Here is a 24,492-nt window from a genome sequence, read left to right on the forward strand (position 1 = left end):
ATGCTCATCCCTTCACCGCACCGGCGGCGAGGCCTTTCATGATCCGCTGGTTCAGGAACAGGTACAGCAGGAGGATGCCGCCCACGGTGATGCAGATCGCGGCGAACAGCGGGCCGTAGTTGGTCGATCCGTACTCGCCCGAGAAGTTGAGCAGTCCGACCTGGATCGTGTTGAGGCGTCGCTGGCCGGCGAAGATCAGGGCGAAGAGCAGATCGTTCCAGATCTGGAAGAACTGCACGATGGCCACGGTCAGGATCGCGTTGCGCATCATCGGCATGCCGATCGCGAAGAAGGCACGCACCATCGAGGCGCCGTCGATCGTGGCCGCCTCGAAGATCTCCCGCGGGATGGCGCGGAAGTAGGTGGCCATCATGAAAACCGTCAGCGGCAGACCCGACGCGGTGTAGATGAGGATCAGCGGCAGGAGCGAGCCGGTCGCACCGATCGTGAAGGCAGCCGTGAACAGGGGCAGCACGATCATCTGGCCGGGGATCATGATGCCCGCCAGGAACAGCAGCAGGATCGTGGCGCGGCCGCGGAACACCAGGACCTCGAGGGCGTAGCCCGCGGCGGTTCCGAGGATGACGAGGAGGATGAGCGAGGGGAACGTCACGATCACCGAGTTGACGATCGTGGTCGACAGGTTGGCCGTCTCCCACCCGGTGATGTAGTTGTCCCAGCGCCACGACTCCGGCAGGGCGTAGGACGGGTTGTTGAGGAAGTCGCTGTTGGACTTCAGCGAGTTGATGAACATCCAGAACAGCGGATACGCCGTGATGAGGATGAGGAAGGCGATCGTCAGCAGCGCGGGGATGCGGCGAAGCCCGCGGGCGGCCGCAGCGCCCGCGCCGCCGGGACGCATCCGGGGTGCGCGAGGGGAGCGGACGGCGACGGTGTCGAGCGTGGCGGTCATGTCGGCCCCTTCAGACGGTGATGTCGCGACGCGACGAGCGGAAGATGAACAGGGTGATCACCAGGCACATGATCGTCAGCAGCAGCGCGATCGTGGAGCCGTAGCCGTAGTCGCTGTACTGGAAGGCCGTGCGGTACATGTACAGCGTCAGCGGGGTCGTGGAGCTGCCGGGTCCGCCGCCGGTCAGGGCGAACACCGAATCGAAGACCTTGATGGTGCCGTTGATCGAGAAGATGAACGACGCGAACAGGATCGGCAGCGACATCGGCAGCACGATGTGGCGGAAGAGGCTCACTCCGCGCGCGCCATCGAGACGGGCCGACTCGATGATCTCGTCGGGGATGTCGAGGAGCCCGGAGAAGATGAGGATGCCGTAGAAGCCGATCGAGCGCCAGACGTCCATGATGACGATGACGATGAACGCCGTCGTCCCCGCGCCGAGCCAGTCGACCGAGTCCAGGCCCACATTCACGAGGAGCTCGTTGACGAAGCCGTCGCTCGGCGCGGACTGGAAGATCTTCTGGTACAGCAGCGAGACCGCCACGGTGGGCAGCACGACGGGGAAGAACACGAGCGTCCGCACGAGCACCGAGGACTTTCGCAGCACGAAGTTGTACAGCAGGGCGAGGCCGTAGCCGAGCACCACCTGGCACAGCGTCACCAGGACGGCGTAGCGGACGGTGAACCAGAACGCGTCCCACACGGCACTGTCGGCGATGAGGCGCTCGAAGTTCGCCAGACCGGAGAACTCGAACCCCATCAGCGGGCTCCCGGAGAAGAATGTCAGCCCCAGCGACCACACCACGGGCGCGAGCATGATCACGGTGTAGACGAGGAGGGCGGGCGTCAGCAGCAGGATGATCGCCTTGCGATCGCCGAGGACGGACTTCATCGCGGGCCTTTCGGAGATGAGGAGGAGGGGCGCGGGGGTGCCCTCGGCGCGTCACCGCACCGAGGGCACCGCGTCTCACGGGTTGTCGATCGCGTCCTGGACGAGGGTCATGAACTCCTCCGGCGTCAGCTGACCGGTCGCCAGCAGAGCCGCGTTGGTCGAGGAGATCTGGCTCGCCTTCGCCGGGAACAGCGCTTCGAACCAGAGCACACTGTCGGTGCTGGTGGCGATCGTGTCGGCGACCTTCTGCGAGATCTCGGGGAGATCCGCCTCCTCGTCGGCGACGAAGCCGGTGATCTGACCCTCCTGCAGTGCCGCGTTGCCGTAGTTCTCGGCGATGCAGCCGAGCCAGCCGGCGACGTCGTCCGAGTACGCGTCGGCGCTGAACGTGGCGGGAAGCCCGACGTTCGAGGGGTACTGGTCGATCGACCCTGCCCCGCCCTCGACGGCGGGGAACGGGAAGAAGCTCATGTTCTCGGCGCCCACCTCGTTCCCGTCGCCGTTGATGTTGCCGAGGATCCAGCTGCCCATGTAGATCATGGGAGCCTGCCCGGTGAGGAAGAGATTGTATGAGCCGTCGATGTCGAGCGAGGTGACGTTGTCGCCGAAGTAGCCCTGGGCGCCGAGATCGGCGATGGCGGCGGCGGCCTCGACGTACTCGGGATCGGTGAGCTTGGCCTCGCCGTCGGCCACCTTCTGCAGTGCGTCGGGTCCGACGGAACGGAAGAGGTAGGTCGAGACGAGTCGCGTCAGCGGCCAGCCCTGCTCGCCCGAGGCGGAGAAGGGCGTGAGGCCGGCGGCCTTGGCCTCGCCGGCGATCTCGACGAGGTCGTCCCAGGTCTCCGGCACCTCCCAGCCGTTCTCCTCGAAGATCTGCGTGTTGTACCAGATGCCCTCGATGTTGTACTGGAACGGCAGGAAGTTGAACCCGCCGCCGTAGAGCTTCTCGATCGTCGAGACGGCTCCGGGGGCGATCTTGTCGCGCATACCCAGATCGGTCAACGCCTCATCGAAGTCGACGAGCGCGCCCGCTTCGGCCAGTCGCGCCCCTTCGGCGGGGTTGCCGCCCGCCGAGAACATCGGAGGCAGGCCGCCCTGGCTCGCGAGCAGCTGGATCTGCGCGTCGAGCTCGGCCTGGGGCACCGAGCTGACCTCGAGCGGCAGCGCCTCGTTCTGCTCGGCGCACGCACCGTCGATGAGTGCGTCGAGGACGGGCTCGGTGGTGGTGTTCTCGGCGTTCTTCAAGAACTCGAAGGCCGACGGGGTGCTGCCACCGCCCCCGCCACCGCCGGAGCAGCCGGCGAGAGCGAGCGCTCCGACGCTCATCAGACCGAGAGCGCCGAGCAGCGGCTTGCGGAGCCGACGCGTTGATGCTGTGGACACGATTCCTCCTTGAATGGTGCGCGTCTCCGGCCGGTGCCATGGTTGAGACGTTTCAAGTCAGATGGTAGGTCGCGTCTCTCATGCTGTCAACAGTCCAGAACATGTCGCGTTCCGTGTGCCGGGGCCTCGTCATTGAAACGTCACAATATGTCGCTGAATCGCTGGCGCTGCACTACTGTCGGAAGGCAGCGCGAACAAGGGAGGTCGGTGTGCCGAGAGTGGGGATCCGCGACGTCGCGGCGCTCGCCGGCGTCGCCGTCGGCACCGTCTCCCATTACCTGAACCACCCCGATCGGGTCTCCGACGAGAAGGCCCTGCGCATCCGCGGCGCCATCGAGACGCTCGGATTCGTCCCGTCAAGCGCCGGGCGTCAGCTGCGGCTGGGGGTGAGCGCCGTCGTCGGCTACATCGCTCCCGACGTGAGCAACCCCTATTTCGCCGAGATCGCCGAAAGCGTCGAGCGGCGCGCCTCGGAACTGGGCCTGAGCATCTTCCTCGCCAACTCGCACCGCAGCAAGGAGCGTGAGGACGCGTATCTGAAGGTGTTCGAGGAACACCGCGTACGCGGGCTCATCGTCTCGTCGCACCACCCGATCGAGGAGCGGCTCGAAGCGGTGCGGCTTCGCGGCACGCCGTCTGTCCTCGTGGGCCAGCGCGCTCATTCCGCACAGCAGGCCTCGGTCTCAGTCGATGACGAGGAAGGCGGGCGCCTCGTCGCCGGGCACCTGCTCGAGCAGGGGTGCCGCCGCCTGGCGTTCGTGGGCGGGCCTCTCGACATCCCGCAGGTGGCGGCGCGTCTGGCCGGTGCCGGCGAGGCCGTGCGCACCTCCGGTCCGGCGACCCTCGAGATCCTCCCGCAGCCCGACCGGACGGTCGAGGGCGGGCGCGAGATCGGCGCCGTGATCGCGTCGCGTCCGCCCGAGCTGCGGCCGCAGGGCGTCTTCGCCGTGAATGACCTGCTCGCCCTCGGCATCTTGCAGGAGCTCGCGCGCGCCGGCATCCGGGTGCCTGAAGATCTCGCGCTCGTCGGCTACGACGACAACGTGTACGCGCAGGCGTCCCTCATTCCGCTGACCACCGTGCGCACGCGGCACGTCGGATTCGGGGTGGCGGTGGTCGACGTGCTCTCCGACGTCCTCTCGGGGCGCTCCATCGACGAACCGCATCGGGTGTTCCGGCCCGAGCTGGTCGTCCGCGAGAGCAGCCTCACCTCGCGCGGGTGATCGACCCGGCTCAGAACTCCCACACCGGTGCCCGGTCCTCGAGGAACGCGATCATCGTCAGCGCGAGGAAGTTCCAGTTCTGGAAGCCGTGCGTGATGATCGGCTCCCCCGTGTCGGGGTGGTAGTACTCGTGGAGCGAGCCGTTCGCCTCGAGGTCGGCGCCGAAGAGCGCGACGGTCTTCTCGGCGAGATCGCGCGCGTCGTCCACGAACCCGTACTTCAGCAGTCCGCGGAACACGAGGTAGTTGCTGATGCCCCACACCGGCCCGAGCCAGTTCGAGGGGTTGTTCGACGCCCGGAGGTCGAAGCCCTTCTCCAGCCGGGAGAGGGTGCGGACCCCGTAGTTGGCGTGGAAGGTGCGCGAATCGCGGTACCGTTCGACCATCCGCTCGGCCTGGACCTGGCTCGCCAGTCCCGCCCACATCGGCAGGAAGCTCGACCAGCTGTCGACGCGCAGCAGCAGCCCTGACCAATGCCGTGGCGCGCCCCGGTGCAACCAGTCGTCGGGGTCGATTCCGCGCAGGCCGATGTCGACGCTGTAGAACGTACCGTCGCGTTCGTCCCAGGCGGAGGCGTGGAGAGCGTCAGCCAGGTCCTGGGCGCGCCCGCGCCACCGGTTGGCGGCGACGGGATCGCCGAGCTCCTCGTGGAGGTAGCCGGCGGCGAGCAGCTCCCGGTACAGCAGGCTGTTGAGGAAGATCGCCGCCGTGCTGCGATCGGGCCGGTAGTACACCGACGGGTCGTTGTCGACACCCACGGCGAAGTCGGTCTGCCAGTACGCGAGCCCGGTTCCGGCGTGCAGATGGCTCGTCAGGTAGCGCTCGAGGAAGGTCTCGAGCACGTGCAGGTGCGGCCGCATCCACTCCGCGCTTCCCGCGCGGCGAGACAGCAGGGCGGCATGCTGGGCCAGCACGGGCTTGTGCATGTTCTGCCGGAATCCGCCGGCGCGCCCGGACTCCCCGTGCTGCAGCGACCCCGACGGGCTGAGCTGGATGGGCATGACCCCATCGGCATCGGTGTGGTCGAGGAAGTTCAGGATGCTGCCGCGCTCGTACTCGGCGAAGTGGCCCGGTCGGTCGGTGTCGCGCTCGACCTGGCCGAGGGCGATGCTGATGGTCCAGGAGTCCCAGTCCCAGAGCGCATGCGAGTAGTACGGCGAGTCCGGGTCGCTGGGAACCGTGTACGGGTGCGCCAGGATGCCTTCGGGCTCGCGTGTCATCCGATCGGACCGCGCGCGGACGAACGTACTCAGTTCCTGTCGCCAACGCTCCTGCATCACTGCTCCTGTTCGAGGTCGAGCCGGCGCCACGCGCCCGCGGGGATGTCCAGAACCGTGTGCCGACCGGCGGCGTGCAGCTCGGCGCGGCGCGGGACACGATCCAGGTTCGCGGCCAGCACCGAGATGCCGTCGGCGGTGCGGGCGGCGAGCGCCCAGATCAGCCCGTCGGGGCTGCTCCCACTCTCCGCCTCGTGACCGGCGAGCAGCGCGAGAGCGCGCATCGCGGCCGCCACCGGACGTGCCACACCGCTCGCGTCGAGGATTCCGCGCGGACCCCACGACTCGAAGAACGTCAGGCTCGCCACGCCCGGCACGGCGAGGGCGGCGGCGCTCGCGATGGTCCAGGCCGCGAGCTCGGGCGCACTCTGGCGCGAATCGTCGGCGTCGATCAGGTGCGTGCCGTAGCCGCTCGACAGATCGGATGCCGCGGGGCGCGGCGGCGCCGTGGTGGCGACGTCGTTGAAGTGCGGACGCAGCGTGATCGGGCCGATGTGCACCGGCGTCCCCCGGGCGACCTCGACCGCCTGCGCGGCGACCAGACGCTGCACCGCGAGCGACTCGACGAGCTGCTCGGTGTCGCGACTGTGGAAGAGCGGGGTGACGCTGAAGACCGTTCCGGCGAGGTCGCCCGGCAGCCGGTGCCGCTCGCGGTTCAGCTCGGTGAAGTGGGCGCGCGAGCCGCCGACCACCGGAACCTCGAGGCCGGCTCGCTGCAGCGCGGTTCGGAGCAGCGCGACCGAGACCGCGTCGGAGATATGGCGTGCCGGCCCGGTGGGCTGGAAGGCGGTCACACGGACGAGGGGATGCGCGGTGAGGGCTGCGATCGCTTCCGCGAGTACGGCGGCGATCCCGGCATCCGCTTCAGCCGACACCCCCGCCTCGGCCGGAAGCACGAGCCGCGCATCGAGGGGCCGCCCCTCGGTCACCGCGCGGTCGAGCGCCGCCCGCCACCCGGGCCAGGCCAGGTCGAGCTCGACGAGCGTGATCGCGACGTCGGACCCCGATCCGACCCGCGCGCCCGTGGTGCGCCCGACATGGTCGGGCGCCCGGTCGGGCGCCGTCGAAGCGCTCAGTCCGATCATCGGGAAGACCCCCGCGGGTCGCAGGTCGACCACGGCATCGTCCGCGTGCGCTGCGGGCGGCGCGCTGACATCGGCCGTGATGAGAACGGCCTGACGCACCCGCTCTCCCGCGTCGACCGGGTAGGGGAACGGCAGCGACAGCGGCCGGCTGTAGACCTTGAACGACGCGTCCGTCCAGTTGCGCTGATCCTCGATCTCGAAGACGTCGCCGTCGAAGGCGAGCCCGACGGCGAGGCCGTCTTCGGACCACCGGATGCCGGCGACGTCGAGAACCGGCTGATGCGGACTGATGGCGACCGGCAGCGCTGTGGAGGACGCGGTTCCGGTCGCGTGCTCGACGTCGAGCCGGGCGCCTGCAGCGGCGGGCGGGATGAGGGCGACCAGTCCGGTGCGGTTCGTCTCGACGGGCTCCGCCGCCTCGAGGTCGCACAGCACGCGCAGGTCCGCGCCGCGCACCTCTGCGCGGACGACGCCGCGGAACGGCATCCGATCGTCGTCGGTGCGGACGTGCAGCGTGAGGCTCGACTCCGCCGGCGTGACTCGGTCGACGACGAGATCGATCGTGTTCCAGTCGCGGTCGCGGACGACGGCCCGGATGCTGCGGAGAACGCGGCGCCCGCGCCAGGCGAGATCGGCGAACTCGTCGCCGCGCAGGTCGAAGGTCCACTCGCCGAGCTCGCGTCGGTCGACGGCCTCGCGCCACCAGGTCATGGCGTCTCCGATCAGAGGGTCGTCATGCCGCCGTCGACCGAGAAGGTCGCGCCGGTCGCGAAGGAGCCCTCGTCGCTCGCGAGGTAGACCATGATCCCGGTGACGTCGGCGGGCGTGCCGGCGCGGCCGATCGGGATGCGCGAGACGATCGCGGCGCGCGAGTCGGGGTCGTCGGTGATGGCCGCGACGAGCGGGGTCTCGGTGTAGGCCGGCTGCACCGTGTTCACTCGGATGCCGCGATCGGCATACGCCGCCGCGACGGTGCGGCCGAGCCCGTGGACGCCCGCCTTCGACGCGCTGTAGGCCGTGAAGTCGCGTCCCTCGCCGTTCACGGCGGTCGGGCTCCCGGTCAGGATGATCGACCCGCCGCCGCGCGAGAGCAGGGCGCGGACGGCGTACTTCACCGTCAGGAACGTGCCCGTCAGGTTGATGTCGATCGTCCGCCGCCACACGTCGAGGTCGAGGTCGGCCGCGGGTGCGTCGTGTCCGAAGAGCTGCACCCCCGCGTTGGCGACGACGACATCGGGCGTCCACCCGGCCGCCTCGAGCTCGGCGAAGGCCGCGGCGACGGCGGCCTCGTCGGAGATGTCCATCGTCGCCGCCCGCGCGAGCGGACCGAGTGCGCCGGCGGCCTCGGCGACGGCCGCCGCATTGCGGTCCGCGAGCACGACCCGCGCGCCCTCGGCGATGAAGCGCTCGGCGACCGCGTACCCGATGCCCATCGCGGCACCCGTGACGAGCGCCGTCTTGCCCTGGAGTCTGGTCATCGTCGTCCCTCAGCGCTCGATGTGGTCGAGGTGCAGCATCCGAGCGAGGTTCTTGTCGAGCTCGTCGTCGCGGAAGATCTTCTTCCAGTCGTCCTTGATGATGCTCTCGCGACCGTAGTCCATCGCGATGAGGCACGCGTCGCTGAAGGGGTTGTCGCCGCGGAGGCCATTGGCGAGGGCCACCTGGGTGTGGCCGTAGAGGATGCTGCGCGCCGCCGCCTCGGGAACGCCCATCGTGTGGATGGCCTCGTCGAGCGCCTCGTTCAGGAGCGAGCCGATCATGCAGGCGACCGTCTCGACCAGGGTCGGCTCGAGCTGCGCCAGCTGCTTCACGGTCACGAAGTGCACGTCGACGACCGGCGCGTAGATGGCACGCACGGTGGCCTCGACGATCTCGCGGTGCACCGGATCGTCCGATTCGACGGCGGCGATCGCATCCTGCGGCGCGGCGATGCCGCCGAAGGTGTCGGCCCATTCCTCCTTCGTCGTCCGCTCGAGGAAGACCGAGGGGTGGCACGGGTGGGCGACCGCCTGGACGACGTCGTCGCGCGTCGTGAGGAGCCCCGCGTACGCGGCGGCGGGGTCGAGGGTCAGCACGATCGCGCCGGACTTCAGCTGCGGCACGAGCTCGGCGGTCACGGGCCCCAGGGCGAGGTCGGGCACCGCGAGCACGACGATGTCGGCATCGGCGACGGCGTCGCGGGCGTCGGTCAGCTCGCGTCCGGCGGCTATCGTGCGTTCGCGTCCGGCGGGGGAGTTCTCGACGTAGCGGACGGAATGGGCGGTCTTCACGAGGTTGTTCGACACCCGCATCCCCATCTTCCCGCCGGCGCCGACGACGGCGATCGTGTAGGTCTCGGTCGTTGCGGTCATGGTGTGCTCCTCAGATAGTCGATGGCGGTGCGGGTCCACGCCCGCTCGGTTCGGACGGTCGTCTCGGCGTCGCCCTGCCAGGGCAGCCAGTGCTCGACGATCTCGTTCACCCCGGGCTCGTCGCCCCCGGGCTCGTCGCCCCCGGGCTCGTCGATCCCGCGCCCGCGCGGGCGGACGGTCTCCAGCAGCCGGGGGTAGTCGTGCAGGCCCTCGCCGAGGGGAGCGCCGGAGTAGGTGAAGCCCACCCAGCCGGGCTGACGGTCGAAGGCGAAGTCCTTGGCGTGGATGTTCACGACGTGATCGGCGGCGAGCTCCACGCACGTTTCCGGCAGCTCGAGCCGCGCGACGACGTTCGCGGGGTCGAGGCAGATCCCCAGGCGCGGGCTTCCGATCGACGCGACGAGCCGAACGAGGTCGGCCGTGGCCACCTGCTCGTACGTCTCGAGCGCGAGGGTGACGCCGGCGCTCTCGAACGACGGCAGGATGCCGCGCAGCCACGCCTCGGCCTCGCTCATCGTGGGGCGGGAGTCGGGGCCGAGCAGCATGCTGCGGACGAGGCGCGCGTCGAACACGTCGGCGATGTCGAGGAAGCGCCCCAGCCGTGCGGGCTCGATCCCCTTGGTGCCGAGCTCGATCGCGAGGCCGAGGTCGCGTGCGGTCGCCGCGGCGTCGGAGATCTCGCGGCCGGTCATCGACTCGAGGGGAGCGAAGTCGCAGATCTGGAACAGGTCGACGTCGAGCTCGCGCGTCGCTTCGAGCGCGCCGCGCAGCGTCAGCGGCTCGTCGACGCGCTCGGAGTGCTGCCAGAAGAACGCGTAGGTGCCGAGGCCGATCATCGGCTGCTCCGCCGCGCCGCGAGATCGGCAGCCTCGTCGAGCACCGCCGCGAAGGCGGCCGGATCATGCGCGAACCGGCCGAGGAACAGGCCGTCGACGTCATCGCCGAGCCGGGCGAGGAGGCCCGGGCCGGCGGATCCGCCGTAGACGACGCTCGAGCCGGCGCGGTCGGCGTCGGCGTCGAGGGCGCCCCGCACGGCGCGGGCGACGGCCGCGACGTGCGTCGGCGGCGCCGGTTCGGGCGCGCCGATCGCCCAGACCGGCTCGTAGGCGACGACGACCCGGCCCGCGGGCGCGTCGGCGAGGGCGGCGCGCAGCTGATCGACGGACTCGCGGGCGGCGGCCGCGGCATCCTGTCGCTCGACCTCGCCGATGCACAGCACCGGGGTCAGGCGGTGGCGGAGCGCAGCGGCGGTCTTCGCCGCGACGACCTCGGGGGTGTCGCCGAGGAGGCGCCGCCGCTCGGCGTGGCCGATCTCGGCGTAGGTGACCCCCGATTCGGCGAGCTCGGCCGCGGTGACCTCCCCGGTGTAGGCGCCGGGCTCGAAGGCCGAGACGTCCTGCGCGGCGAGGGCGATGCCGGTGCCGTCGACGTAGCCGCGGGCATCGTCGATCTGCAGATAGCTCGGAGCGACGAAGACGCTCACCTCGCCGCTGCGGACGGCCGCGTTGCCGCGCGCGATCCCGGCGATCTCGCCGAACCAGACGCGGGCGCGTCGACGGCCGAAGTACGCCTTGAGGCTGACTCCGACGACGACCGCCATCAGCAGTGTCCCGTGGTCTCGTACTCCCCGATGACCGCCACCTTCGCGGCGGACGCGGACGCGGGGTCGAAGCGGTAGCCGAGCCACTCGCGGACCAGTCGCCGGGCGAGCTCGATGCCGATGACGCGCTGGCCCATCGTGAGCACCTGCGCGTCGTTGGAGAGCACGCCGCGCTCGACCGAGAACGAGTCGTGGGCGGTGACGGCACGGATGCCGGTGACCTTGTTCGCCGCGATCGCGACCCCGAGGCCGGTGCCGCAGATGAGCAGCGCGCGGTCGGCCTCGCCGCGCGCGACGCGCTCGGCCGCCTCGATGGCGACCTTCGGGTACGCGGTGTGCCCGTCGGCGTCGACTCCGACGTCGACGACGGACGCGACGGCGTCGCTCGCCTCGAGATCGCCCTTGAGGATCTGCTTGTAGTCGAAGCCGGCGTCGTCGCTGCCGATCACGATGCGCAGGGGAGTGGTCATGAGGGGGTCCTCTCGGATTCGCGTGCGGCGTCCTGCAGCACGTCGGCGACGGCGGTGACGATGAGGGCGAGCGAGTGCGCGCCGGGGTCGGGGGTGCCGAGGCTGTGGTCGCCGTGGGTGCGGGCGCGACCCCGGCGAGCCTGGAGCTCGGCGGTGTCGGCGGCGGCGGTCGTTGCCGTCGACGCCGCGGTGCGCCATGCGGCCGCGGCGTCGGCGCCGGCGGACGTCTCGGCGCGGAGCGTGTCGGCGAACGGCTGCAGCGCGTCGACCATCGTCTTGTCGCCCGGCTGCGCCCCGCCCGAGGCGGAGACCGCGTCGGCGGCGGCCGCGACGGCGTCGGCGACGGACGCGGCGGTCGGGGAGCCGGTGTCGCCGATCCGAGCGCCGAGGGTGCGGAGGATGATGCCCCACAGGGCGCCGGAGGTGCCGCCCGCGCGATCGGACCAGGCGTCGCCGGCTCTCTCGAGCACCGATCCGGCGCCGGCCCCGTCGGCCACCGCCGTGCGCGCGGCGGCGATCGCGGCGGTCGCGCCCCGCTGCATCCCGATGCCGTGGTCGCCGTCTCCGGCGACGCTGTCGAGGCGGCCGAGCTCGTCGACGTGGCGGTCGATCGTCGCCGCCGTCACCGCGATCGCCGCCAGTACGGTGCGGGCGGCGTCGCGGGATGCGGCGTCGGCGGGCGCCGCCGCGGGTGCAGCCGCGGTGCGGATGTCGTCGGAAGTCGGCGCTGCGGTGGTGGCGGTCGCGGCATCCGAGATGGTCCGGGCCGGGTCGACGCTGCCGCGACGGTACGCGGGAGTGTCGACCGGCGTCTCCCACAGGTCGGCGAGCTCGTCGTCGAGCCAGAACAGCGTGAGCGATGCGCCCGCCATGTCGAAGCTCGTGCAGTACTCGCCGACGTGCGGATCGACGATCGTGACGCCCGCATCGTCGAGCAGTTCGGCGATGCGGCGGTAGACGACGAACAGCTCCTCGTACTTCAGCGAGCCGAGGCCGTTGAGCACGGGCACCACCCTGCCTTCGATGCCGGCGTCGTCCGGGCGTTCGGCGAGCACGCGCTCGACCAGCAGTTCGGCGAGACCGTCGGCGGACGGGATGCCGGTCTCGTCGATGCCCGGCTCGCCGTGGATGCCGAGGCCGACGGCCATCCGTCCCTCCGGCACCGTGAACAGCGGTGCCGGGGCTCCGGGCAGGGTGCATCCCGTGAAGGCGACGCCGAACGAGCGGGTGCGGTCGTTGGCGTGGCGAGCGACGCGAGCGACCTCGGCCAGGGGCGCTCCGGCGGCCGCCGCGCCCGCGGCGGCGCGGAAGACGGTCAGGTCGCCGGCGATGCCGCGCCGTTCGCCCGCGCGCTCGGGCGGTGCGGAGGCGATGTCGTCGGTCACGACCACCGTCTCGCACGCGATGCCCTCGGCGCGCAGACGCCGCTGCGCCTCGTCGAAGTTGAGGACGTCGCCCGCGTAGTTGCCGTAGGAGAAGAGGATGCCGCCACCGGCGTGCGCGGCGCGGGCGACCGAGACGATCTGCTGGGTCGACGGCGAGGCGAAGAGGTTGCCCATCGCGGCGCCGTGGGCGAGGCCGGGGCCGACCAGGCCGCCGAACGCGGGGTAGTGCCCCGACCCGCCGCCGATCACGACGGCGACCTCGCCCTCGGGCACGGCGGTGCTGCGGACGACGCCGCCGGGCACGCGGCGGACGGAGCGCGCGTTGGCGGCGACGAACCCGGCGATCATCTCGTCGGCGAAGTCGGCGGGGTCGTTCCACAGGCGGGTCATCGCGGGCCAATCGACGGTGATCAGAGGGATGCCGCTCGGGCTGCGGCGAGATCAGTTTGGCAAACCGGTTGACCAATTGCAACCGGCATCCGCCCGGCTGCGGGTAGGTTGTTCGCATGCCCGCCTACCGTGACACCGGCGCGCCCGACCTCACCGCGGCGCTCACCTCGTTGCCGGCGCGCACTCCCGTCTCGGAGGTGGCGCGCCGCCTCATGGACCTGTTCACGAGCGGCGACGTCGCGCCCGGCACCCGCCTGCCGCCCGAACGCCAGCTCGCGGCGACCCTCGGCGTCGGACGCTCGGCGGTGCGCGAAGCCCTCGCCGCGCTCGAGATCCTCGGCATCGTCGACGTTCGTCCCGGGTCGGGCACCTACCTGCGCGGCGCGGCGAGCGAGCTCCTGCCGCAGACGCTCCGCTGGGGGCTCCTCATCGGCGAGCGCAACACCCGCGAGCTGATCGAACTCCGCTCCGGACTCGAGATCTACGTCGCGCGTCTGGCCGCGGGCGCCGCCGCCGGCGACGGGGGCACGCTCGGACGCTTCGTCGACCGGATGCGCGACGCCCTCGACGACCTCCCCGCCTTCGCCCGAGCCGACCTCGCGTTCCACCACGAGCTCGCCCGTCTGGCGGGCAACGCGATGCTCGTCGACCTCCTGCACGTCGTCCGCTCGCTGCTGCAGGTCTACGCCGACCGGGCCGTGCACGATGCCGAGCAGGCGAGCCGGGCGCTCGCCGAGCACGAGGCGATCGCGCGGGCGGTCGCCGCCGGCGATGCCGATGCCGCGGCATCCGCCATGGCCGGGCACATGGCCACCGCGGCTCAGCGCATCACCGCCGACCACGCCCTCTGACCCGCCAGCTGTCACTGCCCGCCCGCACCGCCGCTGGCTGTTCCCGCCGGCGCGATCGCTGGCACGCATCGGGCGCCCCCGCGAAGTTCAAGAGCCTGCCGGGAACGATCGTTTGCGGCGGTGAGCGAGGTGGCCGGCCGCGATCTGTCAGACGCGCTCAGCCTGGAGGAGTGTCTGCAGCAGTGATCGTGCTCTTGCGTGTCGGCTGCGCACGGTGGCGGGGTTCATCCCGAGGTGTAGCGCGACGTCCGTCAAGGTGAAGCCGTCCCAGTAGACGAGGCGGATGATCTCTTGATCGACGGCCTGGAGCTCGGCGATCGCGGCGCGCACGTCGGCCGCGTGATCGTGTTCCTCAGCCGGCGCCAGATGGGCGAGGTGGTGGGCGAGCTTGTCCGTGAGTGAGTGCCGACGCGCACGTGACCGCCAGCTTTGAGAGAGGATGCGGCGAGCGATGCCGAACATCCACATCCGCGCCTCGATGGGGTCGGCGGGGACAGACCGCACCTTCCGCCACACGACGACGAGCGTCTCACCCAGAAGGTCAGCGGCATCTTCGCGATCGGGAACTCGCCGAACGAAGTAGTCCAGGAGCGAACCGGCGTGGTCCTTCACCAACTGAGCGACCCGCTCGTCGTTCGTCACAGCGACTTCCGGCGCCCCCGTCAATGCAACTCTCCCGTGCAGTCGGTGTCGCTGCCGACACCACCGTCGCCGGGGAGGATGTACTCGTCCGCGCCAGCGAAGATCACATCCTGCGCGGCCCCGAAAAATGGTGCGAAGTCACCGGCCGCGTCGCGTTTGACGGCCTCGTCGTAGATCCGCTGTCCCACGCCCTCCCAGTTCTGCGCCGCGATGAACTCGACGGCTTTCGTGTTGGTCTCGGCGTAATTCATTTCGCCGTTGAAGAGCTCGATCGAGCAGGAGACCTCACGGCCGGTGTCGGTGACGTACGAGATGGGGATCTCGAAATCGGGGATCATTCGCGGGTCGGTGCCGGCTGTGGACGCGAGTGCGATCCCCGGGAGGGCGAGCACGGGCACCGCGACCCACGACAGACGCCGGACGCGTCGTCGCCGCGCTGCGTGAACACGCGCCGCGATCCCAACGCGATCGATTTCAGCTGCGACCATTCCGTCCGTTGATGCGCGGTGCGGGGCACTTGCCCGCAGCAGGTCATCGATCGATGTGTCCATGGCGTCCTCCTAGATGCTCACCACGTACATGGCCGGCACCCGCCTAAACGTTGCACGCGAGTGGAAATTCACCCTGCGCCTCGACACCGGAGGAGGAACATCGGATGCCCGGTTCATCTCCCGACACGGCGAGGTGTCAAGTTCGGCCTCGTCAGCAACACCATCCATCAGGTCGAAAAACACGTCCGCCTCGATGATCTCGAGGCATTCACCGAGATCTACCGCACCGCGCTGGCGGACTTCTTCGCCCGCTGAGAGGCCGGAACAGTCAGCCGAAGACGGTCCGCCAGAGCAGAGTTGTGACGATCGTTACTGGTGCGTCAACTTGCCCGCAACGGGCGACTCCCGCAAACGATCGTTTTCGGCAGGCCGACAAGTGCCGACGATCTAGTGGGCGACACGCCGAGAAGCTATCCACCGAAACCCCCTGCCGAAACCTGAACGCGCCGAAACTTCGGCGGTACCGTTTGCGGCATGAGCCACGAAGTTGGATACGCCCCCGTCTCGAAGCGGGAACAGAATCTGGAGGCGCAGGCGGTCGAGCTGCGAGCCGCCCGGATGTGAACGGGTTTTCGTCGATCGCGGCGAGTCCAGCCGAGTCGCAGACGCCTCTGGCGCGATCTCGGGATCCCCGTCACTCGGGAGCTCCACCCGACTGAGTACGTAAACGGTCGGAGTCGAATATCCCGTCGGTTCCCTGACCGACATCGCCACGACGGAGTTGAGTTCTGGAAGGACCTCGGCCGTGAAGTTGCAGCTGAATGCTTAGAGGCGCTTCGTTGTACCGAAGGACTCACCGTCGGAGCCGTCTTTCGCCACGGCGATCCGAAGCAGCTCGCTCAGACGCGCCACTCCGCATATACGGCGCTTGTCGAACGATTTGAAAGCGAGCTCGACGCGCATGATGCTCTAGGCATGGTGTTCATGGACGGCGATGGATCGGACCCCACGTACCGCACTGCCCACCGGGCACTCAAGCTGGATCAGCGACGAGTCATCGAAGATGCGATCCACCTCGATTCGAAGCACTCTCAGCTCGAGCAGATGGCGGACCTCGTTGCGTGGAGCGCCTACGCCTCTTTAGACCACCATGGAGGAAACGAATTCGCCTGGGACTGGTACGCCACATCCCTCGCTGAAAGAGACATCAACCGGGGGCCGCTGGAAATCTGACCGAAGACACAGCAAGACCCCCTTGATCCACGTGTGCGGGGGGGGGTCTGCGATGTACAGCATGCCCGATTGCCAACGATGGATACCAGTCGTCGGCGGCTCGCACCCGCATCGACACCCGGCCGGGGGGCTTATTTCATTCGGCCGAAGGTCGCATCGATGTCGGCCATTTCCATCGCTGCGGTCGCCTCGATGAGTTCGCGCAGCTCAGCGTCGGCGCCGGGGGAGAACTCTTCGAGCCGCTCCGGTGCGATCGTCATCGGTGCGCCCACCGGTGCTTGTTCGCTCGCATCGAGCTGCGTCCCGTCGTTCGACGGAGAGGCGCCCTGGAAGATCTTGCCTGCCTCGGACTGGTTGCCGAGGTCGAACGAGTACTGCTTGCTCTGCAGGCCGAGGTCGAGGAGTCGCTTCACCTCGGGGAACTGCTCGGCGTTGGTCTTGGGGATCGGCAGGGACGTGCGCCAGTTGACTCCGAGGGTTTCGAGCGCTTTGGCGTACGCGTTCTCGTGGGCCTGGTCGCGTACGATCAGATAGGAGATGGTGCTGCGGGCCGTCTTGTTGTCCGTCATCTCGTAGAGGCGGCATTTTTGCAGGCGCCCGGTCGATTCGAGCATCAGGTTGTAGAGCAGATCGAGCACGAGGTTTCCGGAGTTGTAGACGTAGCTCCCCGACCAGGGGTTGCCGACGGAGTCCACGGGCAGAGCGCCCTGGGCGCCCACGAGGTAGTGATGGATGTTGCCGTGATCGACCGCGATGCTCAGGGGCGTCGCACCGCCGGCGCCGGGCTGGTCCACCGGGTCGCCTTTCTTGCCCTGGTACGCCGGCGAGCCGTCGAGTAGGCGCGAGATTGTGGTGCCGATCAGCTCGACGTGGCTGATCTCCTCGGTGCCGATGCCCTGGATGAGATCCTTATACGCCTTCCCAGAGGGGCCGCGGAAGTTCATGCTCTGGAAGAGGTACTGCATCATCGTCCGCATCTCGCCGAATTGACCGCCGAGACCTTCCTGGAGGGCGTTGGCTGCGGCCGGATCCGGTTCGTCCTGCGCGATCTCGTTGATGAATTCCTGGACGTGGAAGTACATGTTTCCTCCAAGGGCGGTTGGTGCTCCGACACTGGAAGCTCGGCGGGCGTTCACCTACCCCCTCGCTCTGAGCGCGAGCGCGCGATACCCTCCTGATCTGAACCTGTCGGGTCCTGTCTCGTTCACTGACCGCGGCGGCGAAGTGAGGTCGACAGTCGGCGTGAAGCGCACTTCGTAGGTGTGATCGTTGCCGGGCGCAAACTGCTCAGTGGATCGTGGGATGTGCGCGCCTTCGATTTTCTACTTGAGATCGCATCGAGTCGAGCCGCGGGAGAAACCGCCTAGCGAACCGCCGGCGTGAACAAAACTGGTGCTTTCGATTGCCATCTCGAGACCGCGCGTTGTGGCGGTCCGCACCGAGTTGCGTTGCTCGCAGGCTTGCCTCGCCGTGAGTCGAACAGAAACCCGCTCGCTCACGTCTGGCGTAGCTGAGAGGGTTGCGTATGCGTTCGTTCCGTTCACTGTCTTTATGGGTGCTGGCGCCGACGATGTTCATCGTCCTGGGCGGTGTGTGGTTCCTGGGCGGGCTGCTTGCTGGACCAGCTCTGCTCCATTGGGGGCGTCTGATGGGTGCGCTGGTCTACGCCAGTGTGATGACTGCGTTCTTCACGTTTTGGATCGCGCGGGCACGTCGGCGAGCCGGCGGCACCGTCGAACTGGCTCGGATTGGAAGGAGCGTTCATACCGGTCAGGTGCCGGCGGACGTCGACGTCCCAGCTTGGGTAGCCGCGGTGGAGGTCCAGCACCGGCAGCTACGCCGCAACTTGTCGATGGGGCCGGTCGTATTCGGGCTGATGATCGTACTGTCGTTGTGGCTCGCAGTAGCCCAGAGCCCGTACTGGTTGTTCGGTACAGCATTTTTCGTTGCCTTCCTCATCTACTCCGCGATCGATACCCCACGGAATCTGCGGAAGGTAGCGGTGGTGCGAGATGAGCTGGTTCGGCGCAGAAGCGGTGGTTCGTTCACGCCCGACTCTCGCGCTGACAGTCGGTGAGACCGCCGAGCGAAATGGCGCCGCGACTCGCCCTCGAGCAGGCAGCCACCTCGTCACAGATGGACTTCAAGCCGCGGGGGTATGTCGCTGAAGGCGCCCGCGCTACTCCAGGTCTGCCGAATCGGTAGGGGTGTGATGAGTAGTGGCTTTCTAGGTGGGATGCAGGCCGTTATCGCGTATCCTTGAGGAATGTCCACGATCATCGAGGCCAATAGGCTTGCTGCTTTCAACGAGTCGATTCGTCAGGGTTTGCCTCAGATCGTTTCGGAACTGAGAAGCCGGCTTGGCGCGAAGCTCGTTGCGTATATCGCGAATGTCACGGAGACTCGCGCGGTTCGTTCATGGGCGGACGGCGAGCGTGTGCCGACGCCGAACACAGAGCGACGGCTGCGTCTGGCTTTTCAGGTCGCGGCCCTCATCGATCTCAGCGAGGGCGACGGTGTCGCTGCGACCTGGTTTCAGGGGATGAACCCGCAGCTTGGAGATCGGTCGCCTGCTTGGGTGCTTCATGAGGACCGCAGCGACGATGCCCTGGACCGTGTTCTTGACGCCGCAAAGGGATTTGTCGGTTCCTGATGGCGGCGCTCGAGCTGCAGCTGGCCGATGCGGCCGGCGTGACTGTCTGGCGTGTCGGCCGCGCGCCGGATCCTTGGGCGTGGATCGACCACCAGTACGCCGGAAAGGCAAGGTGGGACGACCCGGCGGTGACGTTCCGCACGATCTACGCCGCCGACTCTCTGTTCGGCTGTTACACCGAGTTGCTTGCCTATGCGCGGCCCGATCGTAACGATGACGGGTCTGACCTGCTCGCCAGTATCGACGAGGACCCTAAGGATGCGGCAGATTTCCCCGTCCCGCCGGCGGGATCGATCGAACGCCATTGGGTAACCGGGCGGATGGTTGGGACCGCCTCTCTGGACGGTACTTACGTCGACGTCCGTGCTGCGGCCACCGTCGCTGCCTTGCGGCCGAGGTACCTCACGTACGCGCGGACCCTCGGATTCGATGACTTCGATGCTGCCGCGCTTAAGCGTGCTCACCCTCGCGAGCTCACACACCGCCTGACGGTCGACTTCTACGCCATGACTCGTAGCGATGGCACCCCCACACTCGACGGGGTCCACTTCGGGTCCCGCCACGGCGACGACCTCGCCCTCTGGGCCATCTACGAACGTCCCGGCGACGATCCCTCCAGCCACCGGTTTCGCCAGCAAGACGCGCACCTCGTACGCGAGGACGACGACGAGCTACTTCGCGCGATGAGACTCCACGGACTCACCTGGCGCCACTGACGTCGATGCGCAATTCGCCAACGGCCGTTGGCGAATTCAGCGCCCGTTCGAGGTGTCCCTCGGCGGTTCGTGTCGTTGCGCGGCGATTGGTGCACCGTGTGACGCTGCGCCCCGGCGTCTCCTGCCGAGAGCAATCCATGTCTCCGCACCATCGATCATCAAGAGGGCGGCGATCAGCTCGGGTGTCGCGTCGCGTTCGTAGTAGCCCGCCCACATGCCGGCGGTCTGCGCGAGGATGTCGGTCCGGTCACCCGCGGTCGCGCGCAGTTCTTCGATGACGGGGGAGACGTCGCGGCGGTATCTCGCCCTCGAGCACATCGCGGACAACGTGATGTCAAGCAGCACGTCGGGGTGAAGTCGTGGTCGCATCGGCCGGGTCCCATCTCCCGGCCGGAGGAGGCCTCATCGTACGCCGCGGCAACGACTACGATCGGCGCATGCGATGGTGGCGCACCAGCATCCGAACATGGTCCGGACCGGCATTCCCGCTGCTCATCATGCAAATCTTCGTGTGCGGAGCGATGGTGGTCACGAACGGCCTGGGGCTGCTTTTTCGCGAGTACGAACCGATTCGCGTTTGGTTTCTCGCCGGCTTTGGCTCGCTCCTCATTTGGTGGGTCGCGACCTTCGTCGGGGTTCTCCGGCAGAGAGCTTCAGATCGACGGGCCGCGGAGCAGGCCACCTGAGGTGACGCGCGCCGCCCGGGCCGATGTGCTGTCGAGCGAGCACGGGAGCGGTAGTGAGCCCGAACCTGACATAACGTTGACTATCCGCGCGATCAAGAATCTGAGATGCCGCACTCTGGGGGACCTACCGTATCTGGGATTGACCAGCCTGCGCCCGAGCTCGGTCATGGTTCCCATCGGGCGTTTGAACTACAGGTCAAAACGCAGGAGGTGCCCGCAGCCGTAGCTGCGGGCACCTCCCGGTGGTTTTGACTGGGGTCAGTTCAGAACGCGGCGACGCTTGCTGACGACGAGTGCTCCCGCACCGGCGAGCAGCGTCAGTGCGGCGATGCCGAACATCAGCGAGGGGTCAGCCCCACCCGTTGCCGCGAGCGTCGGGTTGGTCGGGTTGGCGGCAGGAGCCGCGCCCGATCCGCCACCGGCCGGGGCGGGCACCGGAGCGACGAGCGAGAAGTTCACCGGTTCCGAGGCAGCGGAGAGGCCGGTGGCGCCCTCCGGGTCGGCAGCCTGGATGGCGACGACCGTGTAGTTCTCGGGCAGCAGGGCGAGCGTGACGGTCCAGTTGCCGTTCTCGTCGACCAGGATAGGGTCGGCGGGGTCAGCGGGAGCCGGTGCGGCGGCGCGCGCCTGGGGCGCGGCATCCTCGACCAGCTCGGTGGGAACGACGAGCAGGCCGATGTAAGCGCCGGGCGTGCCGGTGCCTTCGAACGTGACCTGCGTGCCCGTGACGGTCTGGCCCTCGGTGGGGCTGGTGATGACCGGTGCGGGCAGCTCTGCGGGAGCGGGGGCCGGGAGGGTGAAGTTGACCGTGGCGTTGCCGCGGCCGGCGCCGCCGGTGACCTGGTTGATGTTGACCGTCTGGGCGACGGGGGCGTCGTCGGAGTAGGTGACGGTAGTGCTCCACTGGTCGTCGCCGTTCACGACAGCCTGGGGTGCGGCGCGGTTGCCGTCGACGTCGAGGACGTTGACGGTCGAGCCCTCGGTGCCGGTTCCGGTGAAGGTGACGGTGCGCGACTCGACGGTGGAGCCGTTCTCCGGTGCGGTGACGGTGAAGTTACCCACCGGCACGACGGCCGGGAGGGTGAAGTTGACCGTGGCGTTGCCGCGGCCGGCGCCGCCGGTGACCTGGTTGATGTTCACGGTCTGGGCGACGGGGGCGTCGTCGGCGTAGGTGGTGGTGGTGCTCCACTGGCCGGCGCTGTTCACGCGGGCCTGGTCGGCGGCGCGGCTGCCGTCGACGTTGAGGACGTTGACGAGCGAGCCCTCGGTGCCGGTTCCGGTGAAGGTGACGGTGCGCGACTCGACGGTGGAGCCGTTCTCCGGTGCGGTGACGGTGAAGTTACCCACCGGCACGACGGCCGGGAGGGTGAAGTTGACCGTGGCGTTGCCGCGGCCGGCGCCGCCGGTGACCTGGTTGATGTTCACGGTCTGGGCGACGGGGGCGTCGTCGGCGTAGGTGGTCGTGGTGCTCCACTGGCCGGCGCTGTTCACGCGGGCCTGGTCGGCGGCGCGGCTGCCATCGACGTTCAGCACGTTGACGAGCGAGCCCTCGGTGCCGGTTCCGGTGAAGGTGACGGTGCGCGACTCGACCGTCGAGCCGTTCTCCGGCGCGGTGACGGTGAAGTTGCCCACCGGTGCGGGGGCCGGGAGGCTGAAGGTGAGCCGCTGCTGCGGGATGCCGCTGCCGCCGTAGAAACCACTGACGATGACCGTCTGCGAGGTGGCCGCGTCGTCTGCGAATGCCGGGAGTGTCACCGAGTACGGTGCGGGCTGTCCGAAGGTTCCGCGCACGTTGGTGCGCGCGAGCTCCACGGTGTCGTCAGCGTTGCGAATGGTGACGGTGGAGCCACCGAAGACTTCACCCGAGATAGTGACGGTGCGCGAGTCGACGGTGGATCCGTTTACCGGGCTGGTGATTGTGAGGCCTGCCGGCGCCGCAGAAGCGGGCGCGGCGGTGAGAGCCACGCCGCCTAGGGCGAGGGCGAGGGCGGCGGGAACAGCAAGCGCTTTCCGCCAGAACGAACTACGAGACATCTTTGCCTTTTCGCTGGATCATGCATTGATCTCGCAGGCGATCACAGAGTTGCGACGGCCCGCTTGAATGGGGCCCGAGAACGCACCCGCCCCCCAGAATGATGCGCTGCTGCCAGGCTACGGACACCATGAGAGTTTTGCCACATCGCAGTCCAAACCGCGAAAGCTCTTGCGCAATGCTGCACTGATGATGCATAGGGAGGAGTAGCGATAGTGAACCAGATGACGAGAGTCGATCGGCGAACTGACATAAGATCCAATATCGGCCGGATGGTCGATTGGCCGGTCCAGCAAGCAGACGGCAAGCGCCGGGAGCACGCACCCAGCGGAAGCAGCGGCCGCCGCAACCCGCCGCGCGAGCGCCGAACATCACCGCTGACATCCTCCGCAGCGCACGACGTGTCCGTTGCGCCATTCAGTCGCCGAGGCGGGTGAGGCGCACCGCCATGAACTGCCGGCCGGGGAGCTCGACGCGGACCTGACCGCGCTGCTCGCCGGGCACCTCCTCGACGGTCATGTTCCAGGTGTCGACGACCTCGACGCGCCACGCCCCCTCGTCGAGGATGAGGTTGCGGAACCGCGGCCGGTTGAAGCCGAAGTACCCGACCTTCACAGCCCCCGCGACCCCGCCCCACGGCACGTCCCAGTCGCTCGGCAGCGGATCCCACACGCCCGTGGGCGACTCGGCCTGCAGGCGCTCGAGGAAGGCGATGCGCTCGGGTGACGAGCCGTGCAGCGCGCCGCCCTTCGACCACCACAGCACCTCGTCGTCGTCGCCGAAGGAGCCGGCGCCGTCCAGCGCGGGCGGGTAGTAGGTCTCGCCGTGGCCGACGTAGCCGCCGCGCACCGCGCCCTCCCAGAACCGGCGGGTCATCTCCTCGCCGGTGATGTTGCCCCAGCCCTGATCGATGTCGCCCTCGTAGGCGCATTCGTCGATGACGACGGGCTTTCCCCACTGCTCGCGCCACTGGTCGGTGTTCTCCGCGGTGCGGTAGACGTCGACGCGCTGGATGCTGACGTGGGTGATCCACGGCTTGTCGTAGTCGTACACCGGCCGGCAGTTGTGGATGGAGTTCAGGTGGCCGAACGCATCCTCCGCAGCGACGACGGCGGCGAGGCGCTCCCAGTCGTCGAGGTCCTTCGACCACAGCAGGTCGTACTCGTTGGCCATCGACCACCAGACGTTCGCGAAGCCCGCGAGGCGGCGGACGACGTAGCGGAGGTATCGCTCGTCGACGGCGGGGCCGAGGTCGGCGAAGCCCCACCGGTCGTAGGCGTGGAAGAGGATGAGGTCGGCCTCGAGGCCGAGGTCGCCGAGCTGGCGGATGCGCTCCTCGAGCCGGCGGAAGTGCGCCGGGTCGAACCGCGTCAGGTCGAACCCGTCCGCCAGCGACCCGACGAAGGGGAAGTCGGCGGGCTCGTTCGCGTTGTAGAGGTACGACTTCGGGAAGACGCACATCCGCAGCTTCGCGAACGGGGATTCGGCGAGCGTCCGGAGCGTCTCCTCCTGCAGGGCGCCCGGCTGGTGCGTCCAGGCGTACGCCGTCGTCCCGACCGGACGGTGGCGCGTGCCGTCGGCGTGCCGGAAGTGGAACCCGTCGACCCGGACGGGTCCGTGCCGACCATCGAGCGCCGCGACCACCTCGACCTCGCCGGCGATGCCGTCGAGCGATCGGGCCGTCGAGCGGGTGCGGAACGACCAGGTGCCCTCGCGGTCGGCGAGAGCGCGGATGACGTAGGCGCCGTCGCCGTCGTAGAACCCGCCGACGCGCACCTCCTCACCCTCGCGGGTGAAGACGGCGTCGAGCTCGACGTCGACGAAGGGGTTGCCGTGCGACGGCCCGGCGAGCCGGATCTCGAGCGGCTCCCAGAGCGCGACCGCACCGGGCAGCGTCACCTCGGCCGATCCGGCGGGGACGGAGTCGTCCTCGAACCCGGGGTCGGGTTCGATCGCCGGGGCATACGGCGCCCTCGCCGACCCCTCGCCGATGTCGGCGAGGGCGGCGAAGAAGCGCTGCCGCTCCTCGACGTCCTCGAGCGCCGGCACCAGGGCCAGGAGCTGGCCGAGGCGGCCGCCCCGGAACTGCGTCGCCATGGGGGATGCCGCGATGCCCGGCAGGTACCGCTCGAGGATCGCGCGGGCGTCGGGGTTGTCGAGGGCCTCGCCGAAGGTGCTGGCGCGGTCGAACATGGGATCTCCTCGGGTCGATTCGGGACG

General features: G+C 68.9%; 23 protein-coding genes. 6 read left to right on the plus strand and 17 right to left on the minus strand.

Going from position 1 to position 24,492, the window contains the following annotated elements:
• Positions 1–4: 4 nt before the first annotated feature.
• From F6B42_RS03605 to F6B42_RS03615, 3 genes are all read right to left on the minus strand, one after another.
• Positions 5–913, minus strand: coding sequence for a carbohydrate ABC transporter permease (locus F6B42_RS03605; protein ID WP_150418204.1), 909 nt, complete (start codon positions 911–913; stop codon positions 5–7).
• A 10-nt stretch (positions 914–923) separates the two neighbouring features.
• Entirely contained in the window at positions 924–1,805 is an 882-nt protein-coding gene (locus tag F6B42_RS03610; protein ID WP_150418205.1) for a carbohydrate ABC transporter permease, read from the minus strand.
• A gap of 75 nt (positions 1,806–1,880) precedes the next feature.
• Positions 1,881–3,188 carry an ABC transporter substrate-binding protein gene (locus tag F6B42_RS03615; protein ID WP_223878316.1) on the minus strand — a complete coding sequence of 436 codons (1,308 nt, stop codon included), beginning with the start codon at positions 3,186–3,188 and terminating at the stop codon, positions 1,881–1,883.
• A 209-nt stretch (positions 3,189–3,397) separates the two neighbouring features.
• On the opposite strand from F6B42_RS03615, the gene F6B42_RS03620 reads away from it, so the two are divergent.
• Positions 3,398–4,411 (plus strand): LacI family DNA-binding transcriptional regulator, encoded by a 1,014-nt coding sequence (locus F6B42_RS03620; protein WP_191089251.1) that lies wholly within the window; start codon positions 3,398–3,400, stop codon positions 4,409–4,411.
• A gap of 10 nt (positions 4,412–4,421) precedes the next feature.
• Here the strand turns inward: F6B42_RS03620 and F6B42_RS03625 are convergent, their stop codons facing one another.
• Genes F6B42_RS03625 through F6B42_RS03660 form a run of 8 tightly spaced genes read right to left on the minus strand, consistent with a single transcriptional unit; the run spans position 4,422 to position 12,968 of the window.
• Positions 4,422–5,630: an MGH1-like glycoside hydrolase domain-containing protein gene (locus tag F6B42_RS03625; RefSeq protein ID WP_191089252.1), complete on the minus strand. Its 1,209-nt coding sequence runs from the start codon at positions 5,628–5,630 to the stop codon at positions 4,422–4,424.
• A gap of 56 nt (positions 5,631–5,686) precedes the next feature.
• The gene (locus F6B42_RS03630; protein WP_150418208.1) at positions 5,687–7,483 is read right to left on the minus strand and encodes a hypothetical protein; all 1,797 of its coding nucleotides are present in this window, start codon (positions 7,481–7,483) and stop codon (positions 5,687–5,689) included.
• Between the two features lie 11 nt (positions 7,484–7,494).
• Positions 7,495–8,250, minus strand: coding sequence for an SDR family NAD(P)-dependent oxidoreductase (locus tag F6B42_RS03635; protein WP_150418209.1), 756 nt, complete (start codon positions 8,248–8,250; stop codon positions 7,495–7,497).
• Positions 8,251–8,259: 9 nt separating this feature from the next.
• Positions 8,260–9,123 (minus strand): phosphogluconate dehydrogenase C-terminal domain-containing protein, encoded by an 864-nt coding sequence (locus tag F6B42_RS03640; protein ID WP_150418210.1) that lies wholly within the window; start codon positions 9,121–9,123, stop codon positions 8,260–8,262.
• Entirely contained in the window at positions 9,120–9,959 is an 840-nt protein-coding gene (locus F6B42_RS03645; RefSeq protein ID WP_150418211.1) for a sugar phosphate isomerase/epimerase family protein, read from the minus strand. The genes F6B42_RS03640 and F6B42_RS03645 overlap by 4 nt, the downstream gene beginning before the upstream one ends.
• Positions 9,956–10,723 carry a triose-phosphate isomerase family protein gene (locus tag F6B42_RS03650; RefSeq protein WP_150418212.1) on the minus strand — a complete coding sequence of 256 codons (768 nt, stop codon included), beginning with the start codon at positions 10,721–10,723 and terminating at the stop codon, positions 9,956–9,958. The genes F6B42_RS03645 and F6B42_RS03650 overlap by 4 nt, the downstream gene beginning before the upstream one ends.
• Positions 10,723–11,193: a ribose-5-phosphate isomerase gene (locus F6B42_RS03655; RefSeq protein ID WP_150418213.1), complete on the minus strand. Its 471-nt coding sequence runs from the start codon at positions 11,191–11,193 to the stop codon at positions 10,723–10,725. The genes F6B42_RS03650 and F6B42_RS03655 overlap by 1 nt, the downstream gene beginning before the upstream one ends.
• Positions 11,190–12,968 carry a dihydroxyacetone kinase family protein gene (locus F6B42_RS03660; RefSeq protein WP_150418214.1) on the minus strand — a complete coding sequence of 593 codons (1,779 nt, stop codon included), beginning with the start codon at positions 12,966–12,968 and terminating at the stop codon, positions 11,190–11,192. The genes F6B42_RS03655 and F6B42_RS03660 overlap by 4 nt, the downstream gene beginning before the upstream one ends.
• 116 nt (positions 12,969–13,084) lie before the next feature.
• Here F6B42_RS03660 and F6B42_RS03665 point away from each other — a divergent pair, with 116 nt between their 5' ends.
• Entirely contained in the window at positions 13,085–13,819 is a 735-nt protein-coding gene (locus F6B42_RS03665) for a FadR/GntR family transcriptional regulator (protein WP_150418215.1), read from the plus strand.
• 147 nt (positions 13,820–13,966) lie between these two features.
• On the opposite strand, the gene F6B42_RS03670 is transcribed toward F6B42_RS03665, so the two are convergent.
• Both F6B42_RS03670 and F6B42_RS14790 read right to left on the minus strand, forming a co-directional pair.
• Positions 13,967–14,461, minus strand: coding sequence for an RNA polymerase sigma factor (locus F6B42_RS03670; protein ID WP_191089253.1), 495 nt, complete (start codon positions 14,459–14,461; stop codon positions 13,967–13,969).
• A 20-nt stretch (positions 14,462–14,481) separates the two neighbouring features.
• Entirely contained in the window at positions 14,482–14,799 is a 318-nt protein-coding gene (locus tag F6B42_RS14790; RefSeq protein WP_191089254.1) for a hypothetical protein, read from the minus strand.
• Positions 14,800–15,693: 894 nt separating this feature from the next.
• Between F6B42_RS14790 and F6B42_RS14795 the strand changes: the two genes are divergently transcribed.
• A complete protein-coding gene (locus F6B42_RS14795; protein WP_223878372.1) occupies positions 15,694–16,185 on the plus strand; it encodes a DUF3800 domain-containing protein in 492 nt (163 codons plus the stop codon).
• 131 nt (positions 16,186–16,316) lie between these two features.
• Here the strand turns inward: F6B42_RS14795 and F6B42_RS03690 are convergent, their stop codons facing one another.
• Positions 16,317–17,267: a manganese catalase family protein gene (locus F6B42_RS03690; protein ID WP_150418655.1), complete on the minus strand. Its 951-nt coding sequence runs from the start codon at positions 17,265–17,267 to the stop codon at positions 16,317–16,319.
• Between the two features lie 443 nt (positions 17,268–17,710).
• On the opposite strand from F6B42_RS03690, the gene F6B42_RS03695 reads away from it, so the two are divergent.
• From F6B42_RS03695 to F6B42_RS03705, 3 genes are all read left to right on the plus strand, one after another.
• The gene (locus F6B42_RS03695) at positions 17,711–18,262 is read left to right on the plus strand and encodes a hypothetical protein (protein ID WP_150418218.1); all 552 of its coding nucleotides are present in this window, start codon (positions 17,711–17,713) and stop codon (positions 18,260–18,262) included.
• Positions 18,263–18,451: 189 nt separating this feature from the next.
• Entirely contained in the window at positions 18,452–18,838 is a 387-nt protein-coding gene (locus F6B42_RS03700; RefSeq protein WP_150418219.1) for a hypothetical protein, read from the plus strand.
• Positions 18,838–19,554: an RES domain-containing protein gene (locus F6B42_RS03705; RefSeq protein ID WP_150418220.1), complete on the plus strand. Its 717-nt coding sequence runs from the start codon at positions 18,838–18,840 to the stop codon at positions 19,552–19,554. Before F6B42_RS03700 ends, F6B42_RS03705 begins: the two co-directional genes overlap by 1 nt.
• Before the next feature lie 36 nt (positions 19,555–19,590).
• Here the strand turns inward: F6B42_RS03705 and F6B42_RS03710 are convergent, their stop codons facing one another.
• From F6B42_RS03710 to F6B42_RS03725, 3 genes are all read right to left on the minus strand, one after another.
• Positions 19,591–19,899, minus strand: a complete 309-nt coding sequence (locus F6B42_RS03710; RefSeq protein ID WP_150418221.1) for a hypothetical protein — start codon at positions 19,897–19,899, stop codon at positions 19,591–19,593.
• Between the two features lie 599 nt (positions 19,900–20,498).
• The gene (locus F6B42_RS03720) at positions 20,499–22,052 is read right to left on the minus strand and encodes an LPXTG cell wall anchor domain-containing protein (protein ID WP_191089255.1); all 1,554 of its coding nucleotides are present in this window, start codon (positions 22,050–22,052) and stop codon (positions 20,499–20,501) included.
• A 637-nt stretch (positions 22,053–22,689) separates the two neighbouring features.
• Positions 22,690–24,465: a DUF5605 domain-containing protein gene (locus F6B42_RS03725; protein ID WP_150418224.1), complete on the minus strand. Its 1,776-nt coding sequence runs from the start codon at positions 24,463–24,465 to the stop codon at positions 22,690–22,692.
• Between the last annotated feature and the right edge of the window lie 27 nt (positions 24,466–24,492).

This window comes from Microbacterium radiodurans, from assembly GCF_008710705.1.
Classification (GTDB): Bacteria; Actinomycetota; Actinomycetes; order Actinomycetales; family Microbacteriaceae; genus Microbacterium; species Microbacterium radiodurans.